The sequence below is a fragment of the Permianibacter aggregans genome (genome assembly GCF_009756665.1).
GTDB lineage: Bacteria > Pseudomonadota > Gammaproteobacteria > Enterobacterales > Permianibacteraceae > Permianibacter > Permianibacter aggregans.
In genome coordinates this window covers 3,876,235-3,899,228 of the sequence record NZ_CP037953.1, presented here as the reverse complement: position 1 = coordinate 3,899,228, position 22,994 = coordinate 3,876,235, and the positions used below count along the sequence as shown (strand labels likewise).

Genomic DNA, 22,994 nt, shown 5'->3' with positions numbered 1-22,994 from the left:
GATGCGAAATGCACGAAGCGGCCAACAGTGCCAGAAGTCATGTGCCGGTCATCAGCCGGCTTTAGCATGGAATTTCAAACCCAGTACCTGGCCAGGGCCTGTCGATGTAAGAAAACTGTCATCCGTCATTCAAAACCGGTCGGTATCATGCCGCCCTCTTTTGCATCGGCTGTATCAAACATGCGCAACATCCTTATCATTCTTGTGATCGTGGCCGTTCTCGGTGGTGGCTATGGCGTCTGGGTCATGAACTCATCAACGCCTGCCACCACCGCCGCAACACCGGCAATGGACAAACCGCTGCTAAGGATTCATGGCTCCAATACCATTGGTGAACACCTGATGCCGCAGCTCGCTACGGCCTACCTGCAAAAAGAAGGTTACGCCAATGTTCGTCTGCAAAACCTGGCGCCAGTGGAAAATCTGATCGTTGCGCGCCAGCATCCATCGCGACCAAACGTCAACATCGAAATCAAAGCGCACGGCTCCAGCACCTCATTCGTCAGTCTGGCCGAAGGTGCAGCCGATCTCGGCATGTCGTCGCGTCGCATCAAGAGCGAAGAAGTGGAAAAACTATCGGCACTTGGCGACATGACCGCCGATGGTCAAGAACACATCATCGCGCTCGATGCGCTGGCTGTCATCGTCCATCCGGAAAACCCGTTGAAGCAGATGACGCTGGAACAAATCGCGCAGATTTTCTCCGGGCAAATCAGCGATTGGTCAAGTGTGGGGGCACCGGCAGGCGCGATTACCGTATTGGCTCGCGACGATAAATCCGGTACCTGGGACACCTTTGATTCGCTGGTGCTGAAACCAGCGAAAGTGAAACTGGTTGACGGCGCCAAGCGTTTTGAATCCAGCGAAGAACTGGCGACGCAAGTCAGCAATGATCGCAATGCCATCGGTTTCGTCGGTATTGCGCACGTTTACCGCAGCAAACCTTTGGCCGTCGCGAAAGACAACAACTCACCGTTTGCCTTACCGAGCCGACACACGATCGGCACCGAGAACTATGTGCTGTCGCGTCGCTTGTATTTGTACCAGCCGAAACCCACCGGTGGTACTGATGTTGTTACCCGATTTATCGAGTTCGTTCGCAGTAACGAAGGCCAGCGCTATGCCGGCGAAAGCGGTTTGATTCCGTTCTACCCAACCCGCGACAAACCACGCATTGCCAATCAGAAATACTCGGCCCGTTATCGTTCATTGGCATCGCTGGGTGATCGATTGTCGGTGACGTTTGCGATGATGGATAACGCCCAGCTGGTTGAGGACGGCAAGTTCGAACGCGATCTGTTGCGCGTGCAGCAGTTCATTCAGGATGGCAAGGCAAAAAACCTGGTGCTCGTGGATGTTCGCCCTGGCAGCAACAGCAATGAATTTTCACCGGCAATCCAACGCCTGGAGTCGTTGCTACAGACGCAGAATATTCCGGTTTACGACAAGGTGCTGGTCACCAACGGCCCCGAGGAATTCTTGCAGCAATCGGCGCAGATCGAAATCTGGACACTGTAAATCCATTGCAAACGGGCATAAGAAAACGGCGCCATAGAGGCGCCGTTTTTTATGCTACAGAGAACTGCCAATCCGGGGGCCGGGCTTTATCGGCCAGCGCTCGCGCGGTGCGAATCATCGCCAGGCTTTTCGATGGACTGAGTTCGCCGTGGGTTACCCGGGCAAACGCCGGAATCGTGTGCATCGGCGGCACCTTGCGCGCATGTTCGGTTCCGATCGCGCTGTGCAGTAAACTCAAAATCACCAAATCCGCGTAATCAAGCCCGTCTTCAATTTCCCGTGCCCAATCGGTAGCGCTGCTGGCCGCCAGCACGGCATCACTGTTGAAACCATATTCGCGCAGAATGGTAGCGCCCATTGTGGGTCGCAAGCGGTTAAGGCAAGCCTCCAAGCGCTGTTTATCCAAACAGAGTTCATGCCATGGCTCGGCATAAGCCAGCGCCGCGATTTCGCCAACGGCGTGCAGCAAGCCCGCCAGATAGGCGTTGGCCGCGACCAACGTACCCGTCAACTCAGCCAACTGCGCGCACAGATAAGCACATTCACGGCTGCGTCGCACCGCCTCGGCAAAGCGGGCGTGAATGGTCGAATAACGGTCCGGCACGAATTCGCTGGAGGTAAACACCGTCAGTAAACGCCGTGTCGTTTCAACGCCAAGATGCGCAGCGGCCTCAAAACAGCTTTGTTTATTACGCCCCGGAGCACTCAATGGATGATTGGCAGCGCCAATCAGCCTTACCGCAACCGATGGCTCGATCATCGCGGCCTGCGCCAATTGCGCCAAACCCTGATTGGTCTGATTAACGATGCCGCGAATCGCCGCCGCTCCGGCGCGAGTTACCGGCAGGTTGACGCGAAACTGCGGCAAATCGGTCAGCATCGCGGCGAACAGGCGATCATCGTCATCGTTTTCGTCGAGCTCCAGTTCGGCGACGGAAAATTGGTTTGTGGCTTGTTGATTGAGCCAATGCATGACGTCCAGCGGAACCAACAGCACCTCAACCAGACTGTCGGCTACGACGCGGAACTGGCGCGGACGTAATTGGGAAATGGCGCCAAGCGCACTGGCGGTGCCGGTATCGACCCGTCGGCGGCCGCCATCCTGAGCCACCAGTGTCAGGGCGCCAGACAACAGGAAAATTTCATCACCATCGGTATCACCAATGGCGGCGAGTTCGGCACCGCGGCGGTATTGTTCAATGCGAACACGACGGCTGAGCAGACAGTGCTCGACCGGGCTCAAACGGCGGAAGGGGAGAAAATGACTGAATACTTCTGGCTCGGGTAACGGCATAGCCAACATCATCCATGAACGGCAACACCCGGAGCCTACACCATCTGCTGGCGCATTTCAATTTTGTGAATACTGTCTCAGTGCCGGCTGGCGAAGCCTGTTAACGGCCGGCACAGAGATTTGATTGGCAGGCCAAGCCCCCTACTCGGTGCGGTTCATCGCCATTTCGGCTGAAGCCTGTTCCATTTCCCGCTCGAGCTTCTTCTCGGCACGGTAAATGAACCAGCCGGCGATAATGATACCGACCGAGACGATGCCAATGACGATGGTCGCCAGGGCGTTGATTTTCGGGCTGACCCCGAGACGTACCGATGAGAATACGACCATCGGCAGTGTCGTCGAGCCCGGCCCGGCAACGAAGCTGGAAATGACCAGATCGTCAATCGACAACGTGAAAGCAAGCAGCCACGCCGACACCAGTGCTGGAGCGATAATCGGCAGCGTGATGACAAAGAACACTTTCAACGGCGGTGCACCCAAGTCACGGGCAGCTTCTTCAATTGAGTTATCGACTTCTCGCAGGCGCGAGGAAACCACAACGGTCGTGAATGCGCTGGTAAAGGTCACGTGCGCAATCCAAACGGTCGTCATGCCCAGCCCTTCCGGCCAGCCAAAGAACTGCTTCATCGCGACAAACAACAACAGCAACGACAAACCGGTGATTACTTCCGGCATTACCAGGGGTGCCGTCATCAGCATCTGGAAAAACGTTTTGCCATGAAAGCGGCCCATCCGGGTAATGACGATAGCCGCCAGCGTACCGAGTAGAACTGCGAACGTTGCGGTCGCGACACCGATTTTCAAACTGGTGAAGGCCGCTTCCAACATCCGGGTATCATTGAATAACTCGACATACCATTTGGTGCTGAATTGCGACCAGACGGTGACCAGCCGGCTTTCGTTGAACGAATAGACCACCATCAACACCATCGGCATATACAGAAACGCAAAGCCGAGGCCGAGCCAGGTCCAGGAGAAGGCGCTGTTACGGTTTTGCATCAGGCGTTCTCCTCGCTGGCTTTGTTCTGATACTTCTGCAGAATCGCAATCGGTATCATCAGTACGGCCAACATGACAATCGCCACAGCCGAGGCACTCGGCCAGTCACGATTGTTGAAGAACTCCTGCCACAACACTTTGCCGATCATCAACTGATCCGGGCCACCCAAAATTTCCGGAATGACAAACTCGCCAACGGCAGGAATGAACACCAGCATTGAGCCGGCGACAATGCCGTTGAACGACAGCGGCACAGTGATTCGCCAGAACGCGGTCCAGCGATTGGCGCCGAGATCATTGGCTGCTTCAAGCAGCGTGTGATCATGCTTAACGAGGTTGGTGTACAGCGGCAGAATCATGAACGGTAGATAGGCGTAGACAATGCCGACATAAATCGCAAAATCGGTTTGCATCATCTGAATGGGCGTATCGATAACGCCAAGCCAAATCAGAAAATTGTTGATAAAGCCGTTGTTCTTCAGCAAACCAATCCAGGCATAAATGCGAATCAGAAAACTGGTCCAGGATGGCAGGATCACCATCATCAACAGCACATGACGCCAGGCACCCGGCGCACGTGCAATCGCATAGGCCATCGGGTAGCCGATCAGCAGCGCGCACAGGGTCGCGACACCGGCCATTTTCAATGAACCGAGATAGGCATTGATGTACAGCAGATCGTCAAAATCAAACAGCCGCGCGTAACTGGTGGTCAACAGCGAAATACTGCCATCAGCAGTGTATTCGAACGCGACCGGCGGCATCGCAATCGCCGATTTCATGAACGAAATGACCAGCACGATCGCGAACGGCGCCAGGAAGAAAAACGTCATCCACAGTGCCGGCACCAGCACGATGCCGGCGCGCGGATTCGGCGACCACTTTTTCAGGGTAGCGGCCAGGCTCATATGTTCAGCACCACGGCAGATTCCGGCTCCCAAGACAGATAGACTTCGTCTTCCCAGGTTGGGCGATCGGTGGTGTCGCGAATGAAATTCGACGCGTTGGCAATGACCCGTTTACCGCTATCGAGTTTGATGTGGTAAACCGAGTGGCTGCCGAAATAGGAAATGTTGACGACTTTGCCTTTGGCAAAATTGACGTTGCGGTCCGGCTTGGAAAAACCCACTTCGATTTTTTCCGGGCGCACCGCGACCCAAACCTTCTCGCCTTCTTCGCCAACGACACCATGATTGACGTAGATATGCGCCGGCAATTCCGGTACGGCGACTTCGGCACGGTCCTGTTTATCAACAACCAACGTGCCTTCAAACATATTGACCGAGCCAATGAATTCGGCCGAGAAACGGCAATTCGGCGTTTCATAAACGACGGATGGCGCACCGACTTGCAGGATGCGGCCTTTGCTCATGATGCCGAGGCGCGAGGCCATCGTCATCGCCTCTTCCTGATCGTGGGTAACCATGACGCAAGTGACGCCAACCCGCTCAATGATATCGACCAGTTCCAACTGCATGCGTTCGCGCAGTTTCTTGTCGAGCGCCCCCATCGGCTCGTCGAGCAACAGTAATTTCGGCCGTTTCGCCAGCGAACGGGCGAGCGCGACACGCTGCTTCTGACCACCGGACAACTGATGCGGCTTGCGCTTGGCGAACTGGCTCATGTCGACCAGCGCCAGCATGTCGCTGACCCGTTGTTTGATTTCCGCCGATGGCATGCCATCCTGCTTCAGACCAAACGCGACGTTGTCTTCGACGCTCATATGCGGGAACAGCGCGTAGCTCTGGAACATCATATTGGTCGGCCGCTTGTAGGCCGGCACTTTGGCCATGTCCTGGCCATCAATCAGCACGCGTCCTTCGCTCGGCTTTTCAAAGCCGGCCAGCATTCGCAGCAAGGTGGATTTGCCACAGCCGGAGCTGCCGAGCAACGCGAAAATCTCGCCTTTGCGTATTTTCAAATCGACATTGTCGACGGCGATGAAGTCGCCAAACCGTTTGGTTATCCCTTCGATAACCACGTAATTTTCATCGGATTTCGCTGGCGCAGCAGCGTGCGGTTCGGCGGCGTTGTTCATGGTGCGTGTCAAGCTTCCTTCAAGGCACCGTTGCCATTCGGCACCGGTGTTTCAACAAAAAACGGACAACAGACAAACAAAAAGCCTCGCCATGATAGTGGCGAGGCTCAGGGGCACTATTTTATTGGCCTTTGGAGACTTTCGTCCAGACCCGGGTCATCACCCGTTCAATCTCCAGCGGCATGACCCGCTGGGTATACAACTTGGCCATGACTTCTTCTGGTGGGTAAATGGCTTTGTTGCTCTTGATTTCTTCGTCGACCATCGGCAGCGATGCCGGGTTGGCATTGGCGTAGGTGACAAAGTTGGTGACCTTGGCGATCACTTCCGGACGCATCAGGTAGTTGACCAGCTGATGGGCTTCATCAACATTCTTGGCGTCTTTCGGCACGGCCATCATGTCAAAGAACATCAGCGCGCCTTCTTTCGGGATGCTGTAAGCGATTTCAAATTCCTTGCCAGCTTCGGCGGCGCGATCACGAGCCTGGAAAATATCACCGGACCAACCAATGGCAACGCAGATGTCACCGTTGGCCAGGTCGTTGATGTATTGCGAGCTATGGAAATAGGTCACGTGCGGACGAATGCTTTCCAGCAACGGCTGGGCAACATCAGTGTAATCAGCTTCGACCAGCGAGTTCGGATCTTTACCGAGATAGTTCAGCGCCGCCGGCAGAATTTCCGACTGGGCGTCGAGCATGGCGACACCGCACTTGTTCAGCTTGCTGATGTTTTCCGGCTTGAACACCAGATCCCAGGAATCGACCGGTGCATCTTCACCGAGAATTTCTTTGACTTTCTGGACGTTGTAACCGATGCCGGTAGTGCCCCACAGGTAAGGCACGGCGTACTGGTTGCCCGGATCGTAGTTTTCCAGACGCTGCATGATGCTCTTGTCGAGGTTACCCCAGTTCGAGAGCTTGGTGCGGTCGAGCGGCTGGAACACGCCGGCCTGAATCTGACGGCCAAGGAAAGAAGCGGAAGGCACTACGACATCAAAACCGGTGCTGCCGGCCAGCAGTTTGGCCTCCAACACTTCGTTGCTATCAAATACGTCGTAAACCACTTTGATGCCGGTTTCCTTTTCGAAATCGGCCAGCACGCTGTCGTCGATATAATCGCTCCAGTTATAAACATGCACGACTTTCGCGGCTTTTTCTTCTGCTGGAGCAGCGGCTTGTTCTTCCGGTGCTGGTTTGTCACTGCACGCCGCCAAGCTCAAAGCCGCGGCTACGGCTGCGGCGAGTGCAAATTTCTGCTTTGCCATTCGTTATTCCCCTTATCTCCAAGTGATGGCCATCGCGTCACCAGGGACGCGCCCCCGCCCGCCTTTTTGGGCTATTCAAGGCCGCGTCAACCATAGCAGTTGACGCGCGGATTTTACAGTCCTAATTGCGCAGCCGTCGCGTCCAGTGCGAGCCTGGTTTTGGCGACTAATTCATCAATTTCCGCACCAGAAATGATCAGCGGCGGCGACAGCAGCATCGTGTCGCCGGTCGCCCGCAAGATCAGGCCTTCCCTCAACGCCATGTCGCGACAAAGCGAGCCGGTATCGCCGAGCTTGCCACAGCGCTTTCGGGTGTGTTTATCGGCCACCAGTTCGATAGCCCCGATCAAGCCAATATTACGTACCTCGCCAACCAAAGGATGATCAACCAGTTCGGCCAGCTTGCGACTCAAATAGGGTCCGGACTGCTTACGCACCGTCTCGACGATTCTTTCTTCACGCAGAATGCGCAAATTGGCCAAAGCAACGGCGGCGCAAACCGGATGCCCGGAATAGGTAAAACCATGATTGAACTCACCGCCCTGCTCGACCAACAGCTCGGCAACTTCATCGCGCACGACCACGCCACCAATCGGCAGGTAACCGGACGAAAGCCCTTTGGCTATTGACATGAAATCCGGCGTAAAACCGAAATGCTGACAACCGAACCAATGGCCCAGGCGACCAAAACCACAGATCACTTCGTCGGCGCAAATCAGCACGTCATATTTGCGGCAAATCTTTTCGACTTCACTCCAATAGTTCAGCGGTGGAATGATTACCCCACCGGCGCCCTGAATCGGTTCGCCAATAAATGCCGCGACATGTTCCGGACCAAGTTCAAGAATTTTCTGTTCGAGCCACCCAGCGGCCAACCGACCGAATGCTTCCGACGACAAATCACCGGCGAGCTCAAACGCATAAGGCTGTTCGATATGTTCGATGCCGGGAATCGGTAAGTCGCCTTGCTCATGCATATAGCGCATGCCGCCGAGTGAGGCGCCGGCAACGGTCGAACCGTGATAGGCATTTTTTCGGGCAATGAAAACTTTTTTCTTTTTTTGACCACGTAAATCCCAGTAGCGGCGCACCATCCGAAAAACGGTGTCATTGGCCTCCGAGCCGGAGCCGGTGAAAAACACCTGGTTCAAACCGGGCGGCGTCAGCTCGCAAATCGCCTGTGCCAGCTCAATCGCTGGCATCGTCGTCGTTTTAAAAAACAAGTTGTAATACGGCAGTTGCTGCATCTGCGCAGCCGCTGCTTCAATCAGCTCTTTTCGCCCGTAGCCGACATTGACGCACCACAGTCCAGCGAAACCATCCAGATACCGATTGCCATCACCGTCCCAGAGATAAACGCCTTCCGCTTTCTCAATCACCCGCACACCGGTAAGGCGCAGAGCCTTGTTGTCGGTGAATGGGTGCAAATGATGGCTGGCATCCAGATGCCGCCAATCGATATCGCCGGATGTTTTTTTCACGTCGTGCTCCCCTTTTGAATCGGTTTGACCAGGCGCAAAAAAAATGCCGCCCGAAGGCGGCAGCGTTCATACGTTCAATAGCAGGAAATCGCGCTCCCAGGAACTGATTACCGCAAAAAACGTTTCGTACTCTTTCTCTTTGACGGCGGTGTAGGCGCGAACAAAGCGTTCGCCTAGCACATGTTTCAACTCATCATTGGTGCGCAGCAAAGCCAATGCATCGAGCAAATTGCGCGGCAATTGATACGGCAAATTGTGTGCCGAGGCCGACACCGGATCGCTCGGCTTGATTTTCTGCACCATGCCGAGATAACCGGCCGCCAGCGAGGCAGCAAAAGCCAGATACGGATTGCAATCAGCGCCGATAATGCGATTTTCCACCCGGCGATTGGCTGGTGATGAATGCGGAATTCGCAAGCCGACGGTGCGATTGTCGTAGCCCCATTGCACGTTAATCGGCGCAGAATTGAAACGCGCAATGCGGCGATAGGAATTGACGTTTGGCGCCATCAGGCTCATCGCCGCTGGCAAGTAACGCTGCAAACCGCCGATGTAATGGAAGAACAATTCGCTCGGTTCGCCATCCGGTGTCGAGAACACATTTTCTTTGGTGTTCTTGTCAACAATGGATTGATGCACATGCATCGCCGAGCCGGCTTCGTTTTCCATTGGCTTGGCCATGAACGTGGCATAAATATTATGGCGCAAGGCCACTTCCCGCATCGTACGTTTGAACAGAAACACTTGATCGGCCAAATCCATCGGCGAGCCGTGCAGGAAGTTCACTTCCATCTGGCCAGCGCCTTCCTCATGAATCAGCGTGTCGATATCGAGTTCCATCTGTTCGCAGTAGTCATACATTTCCTCGAACACCGGATCGAATTCGTTGACGGCATCGATGCCATAACTGCGACGTGCCGTTTCCTTTCGGCCGCTACGACCAATCGGCGGCTCCAGCGGATAATCGGCATCGGTGTTTTGCTTGACCAGATAAAACTCGACTTCCGGAGCCATGATCGGCTCCCAGCCCTGCAGTTCAAATTGCTTCAATACCCGGCGCAATACCGAGCGTGGCGCCAGGTCAACCGGCGTGCCATCGCGATACAAGCAATCGTGGATTACTTGCGCTGTTGGCTCAACAGCCCAGGGCACCAGACAAACCGTTTTTGGGTCCGGCACCAGTTCCATGTCGATATCGGTCGGATTGACCAGCTTGTCGTAATCTTCGTCGTCGGGCCAATCACCGGTGACGGTCTGAATGAAAATGCCTTCCGGCAGCCGCATGTTCTCGCGGAAGAACTTTTTCGCCGGCACAATTTTGCCACGGGCAACGCCGGTCAAATCCGGCACCATGCATTCCACTTCGGTAATGCCGCGTGCTTCCATCCACTGTTTTAAAAATTCTTCGTCAGTCTGACTCATACCTTCCTCTGTTGCATACGTGCTTTGCAGGCCTCACCAAAAGCATTAAACAAAGCCATCGAAACCGGATTTTCCCAGGCCTTCCATTCCGGATGCCATTGCACCGCCAGGGCAAATTGTTTGGCGTTCTGGACCCGGTAGGCTTCAACCAATCCATCGGGCGCTATTGCTTCGACGGCCAGTGATGGCGCCAAATCATCAATGCCCTGACTGTGCAGCGAATTGACCCGAATGGTGTCGGTGTTCAACAGTTTTTTCATGATGCCATCTGGCGCCAGTTTCAGGTCATGAATCGGCCCGTATTGAATATCGAGCGGGTCCTGCTGATTCTCACGATGGTCATGTTTGCCGTCGACCTTGTGCACTTCCTGATGCAGCGTGCCGCCGTAGGCGACGTTCATTTCCTGAAAACCGCGGCAAATGCCGAATACCGGCACGCCAGCCGACACCAGTGCCGGTACCAGCGGCAACACGGTTTCGTCGCGATGCGGGTCGTTCAAGTCTTTTTCCTTGCGCTGCGGCCGACCGTAGCGATGCGGCTCAACATTGGAGTAGCTACCGGTCAGCAGCACGCCATCAAAACGCTCGACCAGATCGTCGATAGCGATGGAACCGGCGAAGGCCGGCAGCAGCACCGGCAGCACACCGCTGCAGCGCTCCACCGCACGCACGTACTTGTCGCCGACCATATGATAGTAGTGCAGGCCGATTTCGCGGCAATCCGAGATGATCGCGACCAGAGGTTTCATTGTCTTTGCGTTCATTTTATTAAACAGGCCAGTAGGGCAAATGATGGGGGTGATGACCCGGAAAGATGGCATCAGGTGCTGACGATGGACGCCAGCAAGCTACCAGCTACCTTTATATCTGCGCCACCGTGAAATCGTCAACGGGCCAAGGTTCGCGTTTACCACTCTTTTTGCACCGCAATACCGAGCCCCCTTGACAGGCCATCAACCGGCCAGCCAGCATTTAAAGATATTAAACACCCAAACGGTTCTGCCAACCTGGCGACCGGGTTTGCACACGCGAGGGCAATCATGTTTGATGAAAAAGCCATCAAGGAAGCCGAAACCTTTCTGCAACAGCACCCGGAGGTGACCGGCGTCGACATGTTTGTCTGCGACACCAACGGCGTACCACGCGGCAAACGGGTGGATAAGGACAGCCTGCTGAAAGCCTACAAATCCGGCGTTGCCCTGCCCGGCTCGATTTTTTCGCTGGATATCACCGGCGACAATATCGAAGAAGCCGGTTTGGGTTTTGATATTGGCGATGCCGATCAAATCTGCTGGCCGATTCCCGGCACCTTGAAAGTTTCGCCCTGGCAAAAACGGCCGATGGCGCAGGTGCAACTGACGATGACCGATGGCAAAGGCGCGCCATTTTTTGCCGATCCGCGCCAGGTTCTTTCCCGCGTGCTCAATCGCTTCAAGGAATTGAAGCTGACGCCAGTTGTTGCCGTCGAGCTGGAGTTTTATGTCATCGATCGTCAGCGCATCAACACCTACACACCGCAGCCGCCGATTTCGCCGTTTACCGGGCTGCGTGAAGAGTCGACCCAGGTTTACGCGATTCAGGATCTTGATGATTTCGATGAACTGCTCGAGGATTTGGCCGATGCCATCGAAATTCAGGATCTGCCGGCCGACACGGCTGTCGCAGAATACGCACCGGGCCAGTACGAAATCAATCTGGAACATCGCGCCGATGCGTTGCGTGCCTGTGATGACGCGTTTTTGTTGAAGCGCCTCATCAAAGGCGTGACGCTGAACCACAATGTCGAAGCGACGTTCATGGCCAAACCCTATGATGATCGGGCCGGTTCCGGTATGCATATCCATGTCAGTTTGATTGATGAAAATGGCCGCAATGTTTTCGCTACCGCCGAAGGCGATTTGAGCGACACGTTGAAACATGCGCTAGGCGGCTTGATGGCGACGATGCGCGAAGCGATGGCGATTTTCGCACCAAACGCCAATTCCTATCGCCGCTTCCGGACCAATTCGTTTGTACCGAATTGCCCGGCCTGGGGCGTCAACAATCGTTCGGTGTCCCTGCGTATTCCGGCCGGCTCAGCGGATGCAATGCGCGTTGAACACCGCGTTGCCGGTGCCGACGCCAATCCGTATCTGGCGGTTGCCAGTGTGCTCGCCGGTATCCATCACGGCATCACCAAGCAGCTCGATTGCGGCCCGGAAACGATCGGCAATGCTTACACCCAGCACAAGCGGACGCTGCCGAATATCTGGTCTCATTCACTGGATATTTTCGAGCAAAGTGAAGTGATTTCCGAATACCTCGGCAAGGATTTTTGCCGAGTGTACTTGGCCTGCAAACGAGCTGAGAATAACGAATTCAACTACCATGTCTCGCCGCTGGAATATCAGTGGTATTTGCGCACCGTATAAGGTCCATTCACTACACGATTTTCGATGTCCGCACACGCTCCTTCCTGGTATGCCGCCAGCGCCAATTCGTTCCCGAGTTTGCCATCGCTTGATGGCGACCGTAACGTCGACGTCTGCATTATCGGCGCCGGTATGACCGGTTGCGCTGCCGCGCTCGATTTGGCTGAGCGCGGCTATAAAGTGCTTGTGCTAGAGGCCGAACGCGTCGGCTGGGGTGCCAGCGGTCGCAGCGGCGGTCAATTCATTCACGATTACGCGTGTGGTAACCAAACGCTGCAACGCCTGGTCGGCAAAACGCAAGCGCGCCAGCACTGGCAGCTTTCGATTGAAGCACTGGTTCTGTTGCGAAAACGCGTCGCGGATCATGGCATCGATTGCGATTTACGCGACGGCTTTTGTGCCGCCGCGATCAAACCACGGCAACAGCGCGCCTTGGAACAGGAACAGGAATTCCTGCAGCAAACCTACGATTATCCAACTGAATTGTGGACCGGCGAAAGATTGCGCGAACAGGTGAACAGCCCACGCTATATCGCCGGCTTGTTTGATGCCCGCTCGGGACATTTGCATCCGCTGAACTACACCTTGGGTCTTGCCAGCGCCGCGCGCAAGGCTGGCGCCGACATTGTCGAACAAACGCGGGCCCTGTCACTACAACACGGCAGCAAAGTGCAAATCAGAACTGATCGCGGTACCGTGACGGCCGATTTTGTCGTGCTCGCCGCCAACGCCTATCTCGGCAAACTGGCGCCACAGCTCGATCGCAAAATCATGCCGGTCGGCACCTACATCATGGCCACCGAACCGCTAGGCCCAGAGCGAGCCGAATCGCTGATCCGCAACGACATCTGCGTTTGCGACACTAATTTTGTGCTCGATTATTTTCGCCGCTCGGCCGATCATCGTTTGCTGTTCGGCGGCCGGGTATCGTATTCAAAACTGGAACCACGCAATCTGACCGAGCGCCTGTGCCGCCACATGCTGCGCGTGTTTCCTCAATTGCACGACATCCAGCCGGCCTACACCTGGGGCGGCTATGTCGATATCACGATGAACCGGGCACCGCATTTTGGCCGACTGCAGCCGAATGTGTTTTTCGCCCAGGGTTTTTCCGGCCATGGTGTCGCGCTGACCGGCATGGCCGGGCGGCTGATTGCTGATGCGATCAGTGGCCAGGCTGAACGCTTCGATATGTTCGCCAGGATTCCGCACCACAATTTTCCCGGCGGCACGATGTTTCGAACCCCGGCGCTGGTGCTGGCGATGGCCTGGTACCGGCTGCGCGATTTGTTGTAGGCAGCGTCGACTTCTAAACGGCCAGGAAACTCCACGCACAATGAATCTATTCGGCAATTTATGGTCATATCGCCGGTCCTGAAAGTCCGCGGATTTTTGAGTTCACCCCGCCAACCCGCTACACTTGCCAGCCAGGCCTTTACCCGTCGGCCACTCAAACGACCGGGAGTTCACCGACGCAGGTGGACGCTATTCGAAGTCATGCACCATGAGTGAAATCATCAAAGGCGATGGCGCCTTTCGCCGTCCTTCCCTTTACGGCTCCTCGATTGAAAATACCTATGCCGGCGCGCTGTCGTTCATGCGCCGCCGCTACACCCGGGATTTGACTGGAGTTGATGTCGCCATCAGCGGCATTCCGCTCGATTTGGCCTGCACCTTCCGCTCCGGCGCCCGCATGGGCCCGCAGGCGATTCGCGCTGCCTCGGTACAACTGGCGGAACTGAAGCCTTACCCTTGGGGTTTCGATCCGTTCGATGATCTGGCCGTCGTCGATTACGGCGATTGCTATTTCGATGCTCATAATCCAATGACCATTAAAGACAGCATCATCGACCATGCCCGCACCATTCTGGCCAGCGGCGCCAAGATGCTGACCTTCGGTGGCGATCATTACGTCACTTATCCGCTGCTGAAGGCACATGCGGAAAAATACGGCGCGCCGCTATCGATCATCCATTTCGATGCCCATTGCGATACCTGGCCGGATGATTCGCCGGACTCGCTGAATCACGGCACGATGTTCTACAAGGCCATCAACGAAGGCCTGATCGATCCGAAGCGCTCGGTGCAGGTCGGCATCCGCACCTGGAATGACGACTACATGGGCATGAACATGCTGTTCGCGCCCTGGGTGCACGAAAACGGTGTCGCGGCAACGATTGCCGAAATCAAGAACGCCATCGGCAATAACCCGGTTTACCTGACCTTCGATATCGACTGTCTGGATCCGAGTTATGCCCCGGGCACCGGCACGCCGGTCGCCGGCGGTCTGTCGACCGCGCAAGCCCTTAACATCGTGCGGGCGCTTGGTGATGTGAACCTGATTGGCGCCGATGTCGTTGAAGTAGCGCCGTCTTATGATCAGAGCGAAATCACGGCGCTGGCTGCGGCCCATATCGCCTGCGATTTCCTGTGCATCATGCGCAACAAGAAACTGGCCGGTAAATTCTAATTGCCGATACACGGCCCGCTTCGGCGGGCTGTTTTCTTAACCAAACAATAAAGACGTCGCCATGCTCTATACCATCGTCAAACACATCCATATCACTGCCGTTGTGCTCAGCGGATTGTTGTTTTTGTGGCGCGGCTTGCGCGCGCTGATGAGCTACAACAACAACGCGTTTGCCTACCGGGTGCTGCCGCATATCATCGATACCGCGTTGCTGGTATCCGCGATCTATCTGTCCTATCTGATGCAGCAGTATCCGTTCGTGCATGCCTGGCTGACCGCAAAAGTCATCGGTCTGATTGTCTACATCGTGTTTGGCTACATGGCCGTGAAAAGAGCCAAGGGCTTCGTTGAAAAGCTGTTCTATTTTCTGCTGGCCGTCGCGACGTTCATCTACATCATCGGCGCTGCACATCTGCATACGCCGTGGAGCTGGCTGATTCGCTACCTCTGATCGCGCCTATCTGATTCGAGCGTGCCCATTGTGCATAGCGCCGGCGACGCATCGGTGCTATGCTTCGGCATCGCTGTGCACACCGCAAATTCAAGGATGAATGAGGTACGGTGCAGAAATGAATACCCGAGCATCTCCATTACTTAACCGCCTGCAGACGGATTTTCAGTTAGCCATCATTTCGGTGTTTGGCGCCTGCACGGTTGCTGTCATCAGCCCGTTCGCGGCTTATCGTTTTCTCAGTGGGAATTTCTGGGTCGGTGTACTCGACACGCTGCTGGTGTTGTTGATCGGCGGTGTCGTCGTCTACGCCTGGCGCAGCGGCAATAATGAACGCGCCGGACGCGTGCTGGTGTTGGTCAGCAGCGTTGGTGCCTGCGCGAGTTCAGAGTTACTTGGCGTTGCCGGGTTATTCTGGATGTCGACGGCAATCGTCACCAATTTTTTCCTGACCCGACATCGCCTCTATGCCGCCACCATCACGCTGGCCGCGATTATTTTTCTGGTCGTCGATGGTCGCGCTTTTTCCTCGGTGCCACAGATGGTGTCATTCACGGCAACGGCGCTGTTACTGGGCACACTCAGCTACATCATTTCCTTCCGCTACGATTTGCAACACCGCAAACTGGAACAACTGGCAACACGTGATCCGCTGACTGGAGCCTTGAATCGGCGCATCATGACCGTCGAGTTGCAGCGTGCCGTCGACACCTTCAAGCGTGATGTAAATCCGGTGTCGCTGATTCTGATCGATCTGGATCACTTCAAACAAATCAACGACCGTCATGGCCACGATGCCGGCGATCAAGTGCTGGTGCGCTTTGCCCACCTGGCCAGCGAGCATATCCGTCAGGTCGATCGGTTTTTCCGTTTTGGTGGCGAAGAATTTCTATTGTTGCTACCGAATACCGACTGGCATGGTGCTGAACATTTCGCCGAGAAACTACGTCAGCAAATGGAACAGGATTTGAAAAGCCCGGGCGGTCGCGTCACCATTTCGATCGGTGCAGCGGTCTTGAAAAACGGCGAAGACTGGCCTTGCTGGCTGGCGCGCGCCGATGCGGCTCTATACAAAGCCAAAAGCCTCGGTCGTAATCGCGCCGAACTCGATGAGCATGGCGCCCCCCATTCGCCGGAGTTTATTCGGGTAACGAACTGATCGATTGGTTTATAGCTGAATCCAGGTTGCTTTCAGTTCCGTGTATTTATCCAGCGCATGAATCGATTTGTCACGACCGTTACCCGATTGCTTGTAACCGCCAAACGGTGTCGTGATATCGCCACCATCGTAGCAATTGATCCAGACCGAGCCGGCACGCAAGGCACGTGCGGTGCGATGGGCACGGGTGATATCGCGAGTCCATAGCGCCGCCGCCAAACCATAAGGCGTATCGTTGGCAATGCGAATCGCCTGCTCATCGGTTTCAAAAGTTTGCACGGCCAATACCGGCCCGAAAATCTCTTCGCGGGCAATGACGTGATCAGAGCGAACATTGCTGAACACGGTAGGCTCGATAAAATAGCCGCCGGTTTCCTGAAAAATCTGATTACCGCCGAACACCAGCTCGCATTCCTGCTTGCCCTGCTCAATATAGTCCAGCACCGTTTTCATTTGCTTGTCATCGACGATGGCGCCGACTTTGGTTTCCGGATCCAGCGGATCGCCCGGCTGCCAGTGCTTGGCTTTCCGTAGTACTTCTTGCTGAAATTCCTTGGCAATTTTTTTCTCGACCAGCAAGCGCGAACCCGCCGAACACATTTCGCCCTGGTTGTAAAAAATCGCGTAGGCAGCCGCCTCGGCGGCGGCATCCAAATCCGGCGCATCGGCGAACACCAGATGCGGACTCTTGCCACCGCATTCCAGCCAGGCGCGTTTCATGTTCGACTGCCCAGCCATTTGCAAAATTTGTTTGCCAATCGCCGTTGAACCGGTAAAGGCAATGCAATCAACATCCATATGTAAAGCCAATGCTTTACCAACGGTGTGACCGTATCCGGGCAATACGTTGAACACGCCGGGAGGAATGCCGGCTTCGAGCGCCAAACTGGTGAGTTTCAAGGCCGTCATTGGCGATTTTTCCGAGGGTTTCAGAATCACCGAATTGCCGGCGGCCAGTGCTGGCGCGATTTTCCACGAGGTCATCAATAGCGGAAAATTCCACGGTACGATACAAGCGACCACACCAACCGGTTCACGTGTTGTCAAACCAATTGCATCTTCACCGGTGGGCGACACCTGATCGTAAACCTTGTCGACTAACTCACCGAACCAGCGCACGCAATTGGCTGAGCTGCGCACATCGACATTGAGCGAATCGGAAATGGGTTTGCCCATATCCAGCGTTTCCAGCAGCGCCAGTTCTTCACGATGGGCGAGCATCAACTCCGCCAGACGCACCAACACTTTCTTGCGCTGTGCAGGCGATTGCCGGCTCCAAACGCCTTCGTCAAAACGACGGCGAGCGACATGCACGGCAATTTCGGCATCGGCCGCATCGCATTCGGCAATCGAGGTCAGCACTTTGCCGTTCAGCGGACTAATCGTGTCGAAACGTTTACCACTGACCGATGGCACACTCTTGCCGTCAATCACCGCCAGCTGCGGAAAACTGATGCTTTGCGCACGCTGCTGCCATTCGGTTTTGCTTAGCGGTTTTCTTTCGTTGCGTTGACTCATGTCGCTCACCATCCTCAAGAATCAGAAGGTCGGGGGTGAATTGGCCGTCACCAGTTCACAGGGCTCATCGGAGACATTGCGAAAACGATGCGGAATGCGGGATTCAAAATAATAGCTGTCGCCAGGGCCGAGCAGTTTCACTTCGCTGCCAACCGTCACTTCCAGCGTGCCGCGCAACACGACGCCGCCCTCTTCGCCGTCATGGGTCAGCATGTCGGCGCCGGTATCGGAGCCCGGCAAATAGGTTTCGCGCAGGATGGACATCTGGCGTTGATGCCGGTCGTAACCGACCAGCCGATAGCTGATGCCCTCTTTACCCAAATCCGGCAGCTCGCTGCCCTGATAAAACACCTTGTGCTGATCAGCGATATCGGCCGTGAAAAACTCGGCCAGTGAAATCGGTACGCCATCCAGCACTTTCTTCAATGAGGCGATCGACGGGCTGACCCGGTTCTGCTCAATCAATGAAATCAAGCCGTTGGTGACGCCGGCGCGCTTGGCCAGCGCCCGTTGCGACATGCCATGGCGCTGACGTACCCGTTTCAGACGTTCACCAATATCATCGGACATCGGTTTCCTGCTCTCCTGTTTATTTTATTGCCACAGCGACACGCGAACAGCGCTTGATTCTAGTGCAATAAGCATATTGCTGTTTAATTTTTTAATCAGCTATGATGCCGGCGAGTCTGTTCCACCGGTGATCATTACCGATGTCCACATTGCCCGATACCTCCTCCCTGGAGGCTTACTGGATGCCGTTTACGGCCAATCGCCAGTTCAAGTCCGCCCCTCGCCTGCTGCAATCTGCCAAAGGCATGTATTACACCGATGTCGACGGTCGCCAGGTACTGGACGGCACCGCCGGACTCTGGTGCTGCAACCTCGGCCATGGCCGCGAGGAAATCAGCCATGCCGTGGCGAAACAGATTGGCGAAATGGATTATGCCCCAAGCTTCCAGATGGGACACCCGCTGCCGTTCGAGTTTGCCAACCGGCTGGCCAAGCATCTACCGGGTGATATGCGTCATGTGTTTTTCACCAACTCCGGTTCGGAATCGGTCGACACGGCTTTGAAAATGGCGCTGGCTTATCACCGCCTGCGTGGCGATGGGGCCCGTCAACGTCTGATCGGCCGGGAAAAGGGTTACCACGGTGTTGGCTTTGGCGGTATTTCGGTCGGTGGCATTGTTCATAACCGCAAGTATTTCGGCAGCCTTTTGACTGGCGTTGATCACCTGCGCCATACGCTGTTACCGGAAAACGCGTTCAGTCAAGGCTTACCGAAAAATGGCACTGAACTCGCCGACGATTTGGAACGGCTGATCACGTTGCATGATGCGTCGACGATTGCGGCCGTTATCGTCGAACCGATTTCCGGCTCGGCCGGTGTCATCCTGCCACCGGAAGGTTATCTGAAACGCCTGCGCGAAATTTGCGATGCGCACGGCATCCTGCTGATTTTCGATGAAGTCATTACTGGTTTCGGCCGCATCGGCGAGCCGTTCGCGGCGCAGCGTTTCGATGTATTGCCGGATATCATCACCGCCGCCAAGGGCCTGACCAATGGCGCCATTCCAATGGGCGCGGTATTTGTCCGGCCACCTATCCACGACGCCTTTATGCAAGGCGGCGAAGCTGGCATTGAGCTGTTCCATGGCTACACCTATTCCGGTCACCCGGTTGCCTGCGCGGCAGGCATCGCAGCGCTCGATATCTACGAACGGGAAAATCTGTTTACCCGGGCACGCGAGTTGGAAAGTTACTGGCAGCAACGTCTGCATTCGTTACGCGAGCAGCCACATGTCGTCGATATCCGCGATTTCGGTTTGATTGGCGCCGTGCAACTGGCGCCACGCGACGGCAAACCGGGCCAGCGCGCTTATCAGGTGTTCACCGAGATGTTCCGGCGCGGCGCCATGGTGCGGGTCACTGGCGACACTATTGCGATGTCGCCGCCGCTGATTATCGAGCGCGCGCAAATTGATGAGTTGATTGGTCGGCTGGCCGAGGTGCTGGCCGCCACACCGTAGGTGTATTCGATGAATGTGTTAGGTCATTTTGTTAATGGCGAACGCACGGCCTTGAGCGCCCAGCGTTCCGCCGAGGTATTCAACCCGGCAACCGGACAAGTCAGTAATAAAGTGCTGCTGGCTTGCCGCGAGGACGTCGCAGTAGCCGTAAACGCCGCTCGCAATGCACTGCCCGACTGGGCCGCGATGCCGGCCGTTTCCCGAGCCCGCATCCTGTTTCGTTTTCGCGAATTGCTGCTGCAACATGCCGATACCTTGGCCGCGATGATCACCGCTGAGCACGGTAAAGTGTTGTCCGATGCCCATGGCGAACTGACCCGCGGCCTGGAAGTGGTCGAATTCGCCTGCGGCATTCCGCATTTGTTGAAAGGCGAGCACAGCGACAATGTCGGCCGTAGTATCGATAGCTGGTCGCTGCGTCAGCCGGTTGGTGTCGTCGCCGGCATCACACCGTTCAATTTCCCGGTCATGGTGCCGATGTGGATGTTTCCGATCGCCATTGCCTGTGGCAATACCTTCATTCTGAAACCCTCCGAACGTGACCCAAGCCCTGCCTTGTTTTTGGCTGAATTATTGCGCGAAGCGGGTTTACCAGCCGGAGTATTCAACGTCGTCAATGGCGACAAGGAAGCCGTCGATGCCCTGCTCGACCATCCGGACGTGCGGGCGTTGAGTTTCGTTGGCTCGACGCCAATAGCGGAATATATCTACACACGCGGCTCAGCCAACGGCAAGCGTGTGCAAGCACTCGGTGGTGCCAAGAATCATTTGGTCGTAATGCCGGATGCTGATTTGGAACAGGCCGCGAACGCCCTGATTGGCGCCGCTTACGGCTCGGCCGGCGAGCGCTGCATGGCGATCTCGGTCGCGGTGGCCATCGGTGATTGTGCTGATGAACTGGTCGAGAAACTGGCGCAGAAAGCGCAGGCGCTGCGTGTCGGGGCTGGCGATCAACAAGTCGATATGGGGCCGCTGATCACCTCGGCACACAAAGACAAGGTACTGAGCTATATCGACTCCGGCGTTGCTGAAGGCGCGACATTGCGGGTTGATGGCCGCGAACAGGAAATCAGCCAAAAACCCGGCTTTTTCCTCGGCGCCACGCTGTTCGATCACGTCAGGCCCAACATGAAGATTTACCGAGAGGAAATTTTCGGACCGGTGCTGGTCGTCGTTCGGGTCGAGAATCTTGAGCAGGCCGTCGCGCTGATCAACGACCATCCTTACGGCAATGGCACCGCGATTTTCACCCGCGATGGAGAGGCGGCGCGCGAGTTCGCCCAGCACATCCAGGTTGGCATGGTCGGCATCAATGTGCCGATACCGGTGCCGATGGCCTTTCACAGCTTTGGCGGCTGGAAACATTCATTGTTTGGTAGTCAGGCCATGCACGGCATGGAAGGCGTGCGTTTTTACACCCAGCTGAAAACGATCACCGGTCGCTGGCCCGGCAATCTGCATCTGCATAGCGAATTTTCAATGCCGACGATGAAATGAGCGGAAGCGTTGAACGCATCAGCAATAAAAAGGCTACCTATCGGTAGCCTTTTTCAATTCAGCGAAGCGCAGAGCCTTGAGCTCTGCGCCCAGACCATTACTGGCCTTCGCCTTCAGCCGGCTTTTCTTCGGCTGGGGCTTCTTCAGCGGCCGGAGCAGCTTCTTCAGCTACCGGAGCAGCTTCTTCAGCGGCCGGAGCGGCTTCTTCAACTACTGGAGCAGCTTCTTCGGCAGCCGGAGCAGCTTGCTCGGCAGCTTGTTCAGCGGCTGGAGCAGCTTGTTCAGCGGCTGGAGCAGCTTGTTCAGCCGGAGCTTGTTCTTGTTGGTTGCAAGCAGCCAGAGCGGCGATTGCAGCGGCAATAGCGAGAATATTCAGGGTCTTCATGGTTTTTCTGCCTCGAGTAAGAAAAAAATGCCACAAAATAGGGAACTAGAAGCCATCTCAAAAATGATCGGACGGCTTAACGAACTCCGGTCATCTTTGATGATGGCTTCTCAATGCAGCGCCAAAATGGTAAAGGCTGGACCACCGCATTACAACGACCGAATCAACATTTTTTTACACTTTTCCAGATTGGCCCGTGATTATCGGCGCGAATGCCGCATTGACGATGGGCTGAGCCCCGACCCCGCAGCCAATCACCGTTCTCATCGCCATATCAACCGGGATATCGCTCAACACAACCACACGGTGCGCCGGCACATGGAACATCAGGCCGCTGGTCGGGTTCGGACCGGTCGGCACAAACACCGTGACATAACCATTTTCATGCTCGGCTGTGACGAATGCGGTCGCGCCTACATCTTCGCCGTAAAATTTGACAACGGCGACCTTGGAAAACGGACTGGCTTTGTCCGTACGAATGAACTGGGCAATGGTTTCCTTGACCAGCCGATAGCCTGGCAGTTTGGCCAGCAGATAACGACCAATCAACTCACCGAAAAATGCACCAAGGCGAGTGCGTACCAAAAGGCCAACACAAAACAAAAAAGCAATCAGAACAGCCAGCACAAAAATATCGGCAAACCACGCGCCGACACTGAGCCAGCCAACAACAAGCTGTGTCAACGGGCTAATCAGTTCCGTGGTGGTCAAATAAAGCCAACGGAAAAAGAACACGAGTATGGTAATCGGCAACAATGCCACCAATCCGATAATGATGTTGTCGCGAATCGGTTTGGGTTGCTCTAGCTCCGGTAACGGCTTGTTTTCGTTCATGGACCAACTATTGTTGTGGCAGCAAGGGCGCACACTATAGCAAACGAAAAAGGGGCGATCTTCTGATCGCCCCTTCTATATCGCTCATGCCCTGAGATTTCAGGTTCCCTTCCTGGTCAAGCGCAGGCTCCCTGCCGTCACTCCGTTGACTGACAACCTCCTGTTGTCACTCCCTGTGCCGTCCTAGGCAACGTGTGCATGCTAATCGACTAGACGCCGA

General features: G+C 55.5%; 20 protein-coding genes. 8 read left to right on the top strand and 12 right to left on the bottom strand.

Features of this window, described 5'->3' with window-relative positions:
- Window positions 1–180: 180 nt before the first annotated feature.
- Window positions 181–1,518, top strand: coding sequence for a phosphate ABC transporter substrate-binding protein (locus tag E2H98_RS17580; protein ID WP_157591445.1), 1,338 nt, complete (start codon window positions 181–183; stop codon window positions 1,516–1,518).
- A gap of 49 nt (window positions 1,519–1,567) precedes the next feature.
- Here E2H98_RS17580 and E2H98_RS17575 read toward each other — a convergent pair whose 3' ends face one another.
- From E2H98_RS17575 to E2H98_RS17540, 8 genes are all read right to left on the bottom strand, one after another.
- Window positions 1,568–2,812 carry an HDOD domain-containing protein gene (locus E2H98_RS17575; RefSeq protein WP_157591444.1) on the bottom strand — a complete coding sequence of 415 codons (1,245 nt, stop codon included), beginning with the start codon at window positions 2,810–2,812 and terminating at the stop codon, window positions 1,568–1,570.
- A gap of 141 nt (window positions 2,813–2,953) precedes the next feature.
- Window positions 2,954–3,811: an ABC transporter permease subunit gene (locus E2H98_RS17570; RefSeq protein ID WP_133587008.1), complete on the bottom strand. Its 858-nt coding sequence runs from the start codon at window positions 3,809–3,811 to the stop codon at window positions 2,954–2,956.
- The gene (locus tag E2H98_RS17565) at window positions 3,811–4,719 is read right to left on the bottom strand and encodes an ABC transporter permease subunit (RefSeq protein WP_133587007.1); all 909 of its coding nucleotides are present in this window, start codon (window positions 4,717–4,719) and stop codon (window positions 3,811–3,813) included. The genes E2H98_RS17570 and E2H98_RS17565 overlap by 1 nt, the downstream gene beginning before the upstream one ends.
- Window positions 4,716–5,849 carry an ABC transporter ATP-binding protein gene (locus tag E2H98_RS17560; protein WP_133587006.1) on the bottom strand — a complete coding sequence of 378 codons (1,134 nt, stop codon included), beginning with the start codon at window positions 5,847–5,849 and terminating at the stop codon, window positions 4,716–4,718. Before E2H98_RS17560 ends, E2H98_RS17565 begins: the two co-directional genes overlap by 4 nt.
- Before the next feature lie 121 nt (window positions 5,850–5,970).
- Complete coding sequence (locus tag E2H98_RS17555) at window positions 5,971–7,116, bottom strand: extracellular solute-binding protein (RefSeq protein WP_133587005.1); 1,146 nt, start codon at window positions 7,114–7,116, stop codon at window positions 5,971–5,973.
- A gap of 113 nt (window positions 7,117–7,229) precedes the next feature.
- The gene (locus tag E2H98_RS17550; RefSeq protein ID WP_232475430.1) at window positions 7,230–8,597 is read right to left on the bottom strand and encodes an aspartate aminotransferase family protein; all 1,368 of its coding nucleotides are present in this window, start codon (window positions 8,595–8,597) and stop codon (window positions 7,230–7,232) included.
- Between the two features lie 66 nt (window positions 8,598–8,663).
- A complete protein-coding gene (locus E2H98_RS17545) occupies window positions 8,664–10,019 on the bottom strand; it encodes a glutamine synthetase family protein (protein WP_133587004.1) in 1,356 nt (451 codons plus the stop codon).
- Window positions 10,016–10,768 carry a gamma-glutamyl-gamma-aminobutyrate hydrolase family protein gene (locus E2H98_RS17540; protein ID WP_133587003.1) on the bottom strand — a complete coding sequence of 251 codons (753 nt, stop codon included), beginning with the start codon at window positions 10,766–10,768 and terminating at the stop codon, window positions 10,016–10,018. The genes E2H98_RS17545 and E2H98_RS17540 overlap by 4 nt, the downstream gene beginning before the upstream one ends.
- 291 nt (window positions 10,769–11,059) lie before the next feature.
- Here E2H98_RS17540 and E2H98_RS17535 point away from each other — a divergent pair, with 291 nt between their 5' ends.
- The 5 genes from E2H98_RS17535 to E2H98_RS17515 all read left to right on the top strand — a co-directional run bounded on the left by E2H98_RS17535 (window position 11,060) and on the right by E2H98_RS17515 (window position 16,510).
- The gene (locus E2H98_RS17535) at window positions 11,060–12,430 is read left to right on the top strand and encodes a glutamine synthetase family protein (protein ID WP_133587002.1); all 1,371 of its coding nucleotides are present in this window, start codon (window positions 11,060–11,062) and stop codon (window positions 12,428–12,430) included.
- 24 nt (window positions 12,431–12,454) lie between these two features.
- On the top strand, window positions 12,455–13,726 hold the full coding sequence (locus tag E2H98_RS17530; protein ID WP_133587001.1) for an NAD(P)/FAD-dependent oxidoreductase: 1,272 nt from the start codon (window positions 12,455–12,457) through the stop codon (window positions 13,724–13,726).
- Window positions 13,727–13,934: 208 nt separating this feature from the next.
- Window positions 13,935–14,900: an agmatinase gene (gene speB, locus E2H98_RS17525; protein ID WP_133587000.1), complete on the top strand. Its 966-nt coding sequence runs from the start codon at window positions 13,935–13,937 to the stop codon at window positions 14,898–14,900.
- A 61-nt stretch (window positions 14,901–14,961) separates the two neighbouring features.
- A complete protein-coding gene (locus tag E2H98_RS17520; protein ID WP_133586999.1) occupies window positions 14,962–15,351 on the top strand; it encodes a SirB2 family protein in 390 nt (129 codons plus the stop codon).
- A 118-nt stretch (window positions 15,352–15,469) separates the two neighbouring features.
- The gene (locus E2H98_RS17515) at window positions 15,470–16,510 is read left to right on the top strand and encodes a GGDEF domain-containing protein (RefSeq protein WP_157591443.1); all 1,041 of its coding nucleotides are present in this window, start codon (window positions 15,470–15,472) and stop codon (window positions 16,508–16,510) included.
- Window positions 16,511–16,519: 9 nt separating this feature from the next.
- On the opposite strand, the gene E2H98_RS17510 is transcribed toward E2H98_RS17515, so the two are convergent.
- Window positions 16,520–18,028, bottom strand: a complete 1,509-nt coding sequence (locus E2H98_RS17510) for an aldehyde dehydrogenase (RefSeq protein WP_133586997.1) — start codon at window positions 18,026–18,028, stop codon at window positions 16,520–16,522.
- Window positions 18,029–18,049: 21 nt separating this feature from the next.
- Entirely contained in the window at window positions 18,050–18,598 is a 549-nt protein-coding gene (locus E2H98_RS17505; protein ID WP_133586996.1) for a cupin domain-containing protein, read from the bottom strand.
- 140 nt (window positions 18,599–18,738) lie between these two features.
- On the opposite strand from E2H98_RS17505, the gene E2H98_RS17500 reads away from it, so the two are divergent.
- Together E2H98_RS17500 and E2H98_RS17495 are read left to right on the top strand one after the other, a co-directional pair.
- Window positions 18,739–20,058, top strand: a complete 1,320-nt coding sequence (locus tag E2H98_RS17500) for an aspartate aminotransferase family protein (RefSeq protein WP_133586995.1) — start codon at window positions 18,739–18,741, stop codon at window positions 20,056–20,058.
- A 9-nt stretch (window positions 20,059–20,067) separates the two neighbouring features.
- Window positions 20,068–21,555: a CoA-acylating methylmalonate-semialdehyde dehydrogenase gene (locus E2H98_RS17495; protein WP_133586994.1), complete on the top strand. Its 1,488-nt coding sequence runs from the start codon at window positions 20,068–20,070 to the stop codon at window positions 21,553–21,555.
- A 97-nt stretch (window positions 21,556–21,652) separates the two neighbouring features.
- Here the strand turns inward: E2H98_RS17495 and E2H98_RS17490 are convergent, their stop codons facing one another.
- Both E2H98_RS17490 and E2H98_RS17485 read right to left on the bottom strand, forming a co-directional pair.
- Window positions 21,653–21,940: a hypothetical protein gene (locus tag E2H98_RS17490; protein ID WP_133586993.1), complete on the bottom strand. Its 288-nt coding sequence runs from the start codon at window positions 21,938–21,940 to the stop codon at window positions 21,653–21,655.
- Window positions 21,941–22,114: 174 nt separating this feature from the next.
- Window positions 22,115–22,774: a DUF502 domain-containing protein gene (locus tag E2H98_RS17485; protein ID WP_133586992.1), complete on the bottom strand. Its 660-nt coding sequence runs from the start codon at window positions 22,772–22,774 to the stop codon at window positions 22,115–22,117.
- Window positions 22,775–22,994: the final 220 nt, after the last annotated feature.

Bases quoted from the DNA above. Each gene is read 5' to 3' on its own strand.
- E2H98_RS17530 (WP_133587001.1), top strand. From the start codon at position 12,455: ATGTCCGCACACGCTCCTTCCTGGTATGCCGCCAGCGCCAATTCGTTC.
- E2H98_RS17495 (WP_133586994.1), top strand. From the start codon at position 20,068: ATGAATGTGTTAGGTCATTTTGTTAATGGCGAACGCACGGCCTTGAGC.
- speB (WP_133587000.1), top strand. From the start codon at position 13,935: ATGAGTGAAATCATCAAAGGCGATGGCGCCTTTCGCCGTCCTTCCCTT.
- E2H98_RS17485 (WP_133586992.1), bottom strand. From the start codon at position 22,774: ATGAACGAAAACAAGCCGTTACCGGAGCTAGAGCAACCCAAACCGATT.
- E2H98_RS17555 (WP_133587005.1), bottom strand. From the start codon at position 7,116: ATGGCAAAGCAGAAATTTGCACTCGCCGCAGCCGTAGCCGCGGCTTTG.
- E2H98_RS17535 (WP_133587002.1), top strand. From the start codon at position 11,060: ATGTTTGATGAAAAAGCCATCAAGGAAGCCGAAACCTTTCTGCAACAG.
- E2H98_RS17560 (WP_133587006.1), bottom strand. From the start codon at position 5,849: ATGAACAACGCCGCCGAACCGCACGCTGCTGCGCCAGCGAAATCCGAT.
- E2H98_RS17580 (WP_157591445.1), top strand. From the start codon at position 181: ATGCGCAACATCCTTATCATTCTTGTGATCGTGGCCGTTCTCGGTGGT.
- E2H98_RS17500 (WP_133586995.1), top strand. From the start codon at position 18,739: ATGTCCACATTGCCCGATACCTCCTCCCTGGAGGCTTACTGGATGCCG.
- E2H98_RS17575 (WP_157591444.1), bottom strand. From the start codon at position 2,812: ATGCCGTTACCCGAGCCAGAAGTATTCAGTCATTTTCTCCCCTTCCGC.
- E2H98_RS17520 (WP_133586999.1), top strand. From the start codon at position 14,962: ATGCTCTATACCATCGTCAAACACATCCATATCACTGCCGTTGTGCTC.
- E2H98_RS17515 (WP_157591443.1), top strand. From the start codon at position 15,470: ATGAATACCCGAGCATCTCCATTACTTAACCGCCTGCAGACGGATTTT.
- E2H98_RS17565 (WP_133587007.1), bottom strand. From the start codon at position 4,719: ATGAGCCTGGCCGCTACCCTGAAAAAGTGGTCGCCGAATCCGCGCGCC.
- E2H98_RS17490 (WP_133586993.1), bottom strand. From the start codon at position 21,940: ATGAAGACCCTGAATATTCTCGCTATTGCCGCTGCAATCGCCGCTCTG.
- E2H98_RS17510 (WP_133586997.1), bottom strand. From the start codon at position 18,028: ATGAGTCAACGCAACGAAAGAAAACCGCTAAGCAAAACCGAATGGCAG.
- E2H98_RS17505 (WP_133586996.1), bottom strand. From the start codon at position 18,598: ATGTCCGATGATATTGGTGAACGTCTGAAACGGGTACGTCAGCGCCAT.
- E2H98_RS17570 (WP_133587008.1), bottom strand. From the start codon at position 3,811: ATGCAAAACCGTAACAGCGCCTTCTCCTGGACCTGGCTCGGCCTCGGC.
- E2H98_RS17540 (WP_133587003.1), bottom strand. From the start codon at position 10,768: ATGAAACCTCTGGTCGCGATCATCTCGGATTGCCGCGAAATCGGCCTG.
- E2H98_RS17545 (WP_133587004.1), bottom strand. From the start codon at position 10,019: ATGAGTCAGACTGACGAAGAATTTTTAAAACAGTGGATGGAAGCACGC.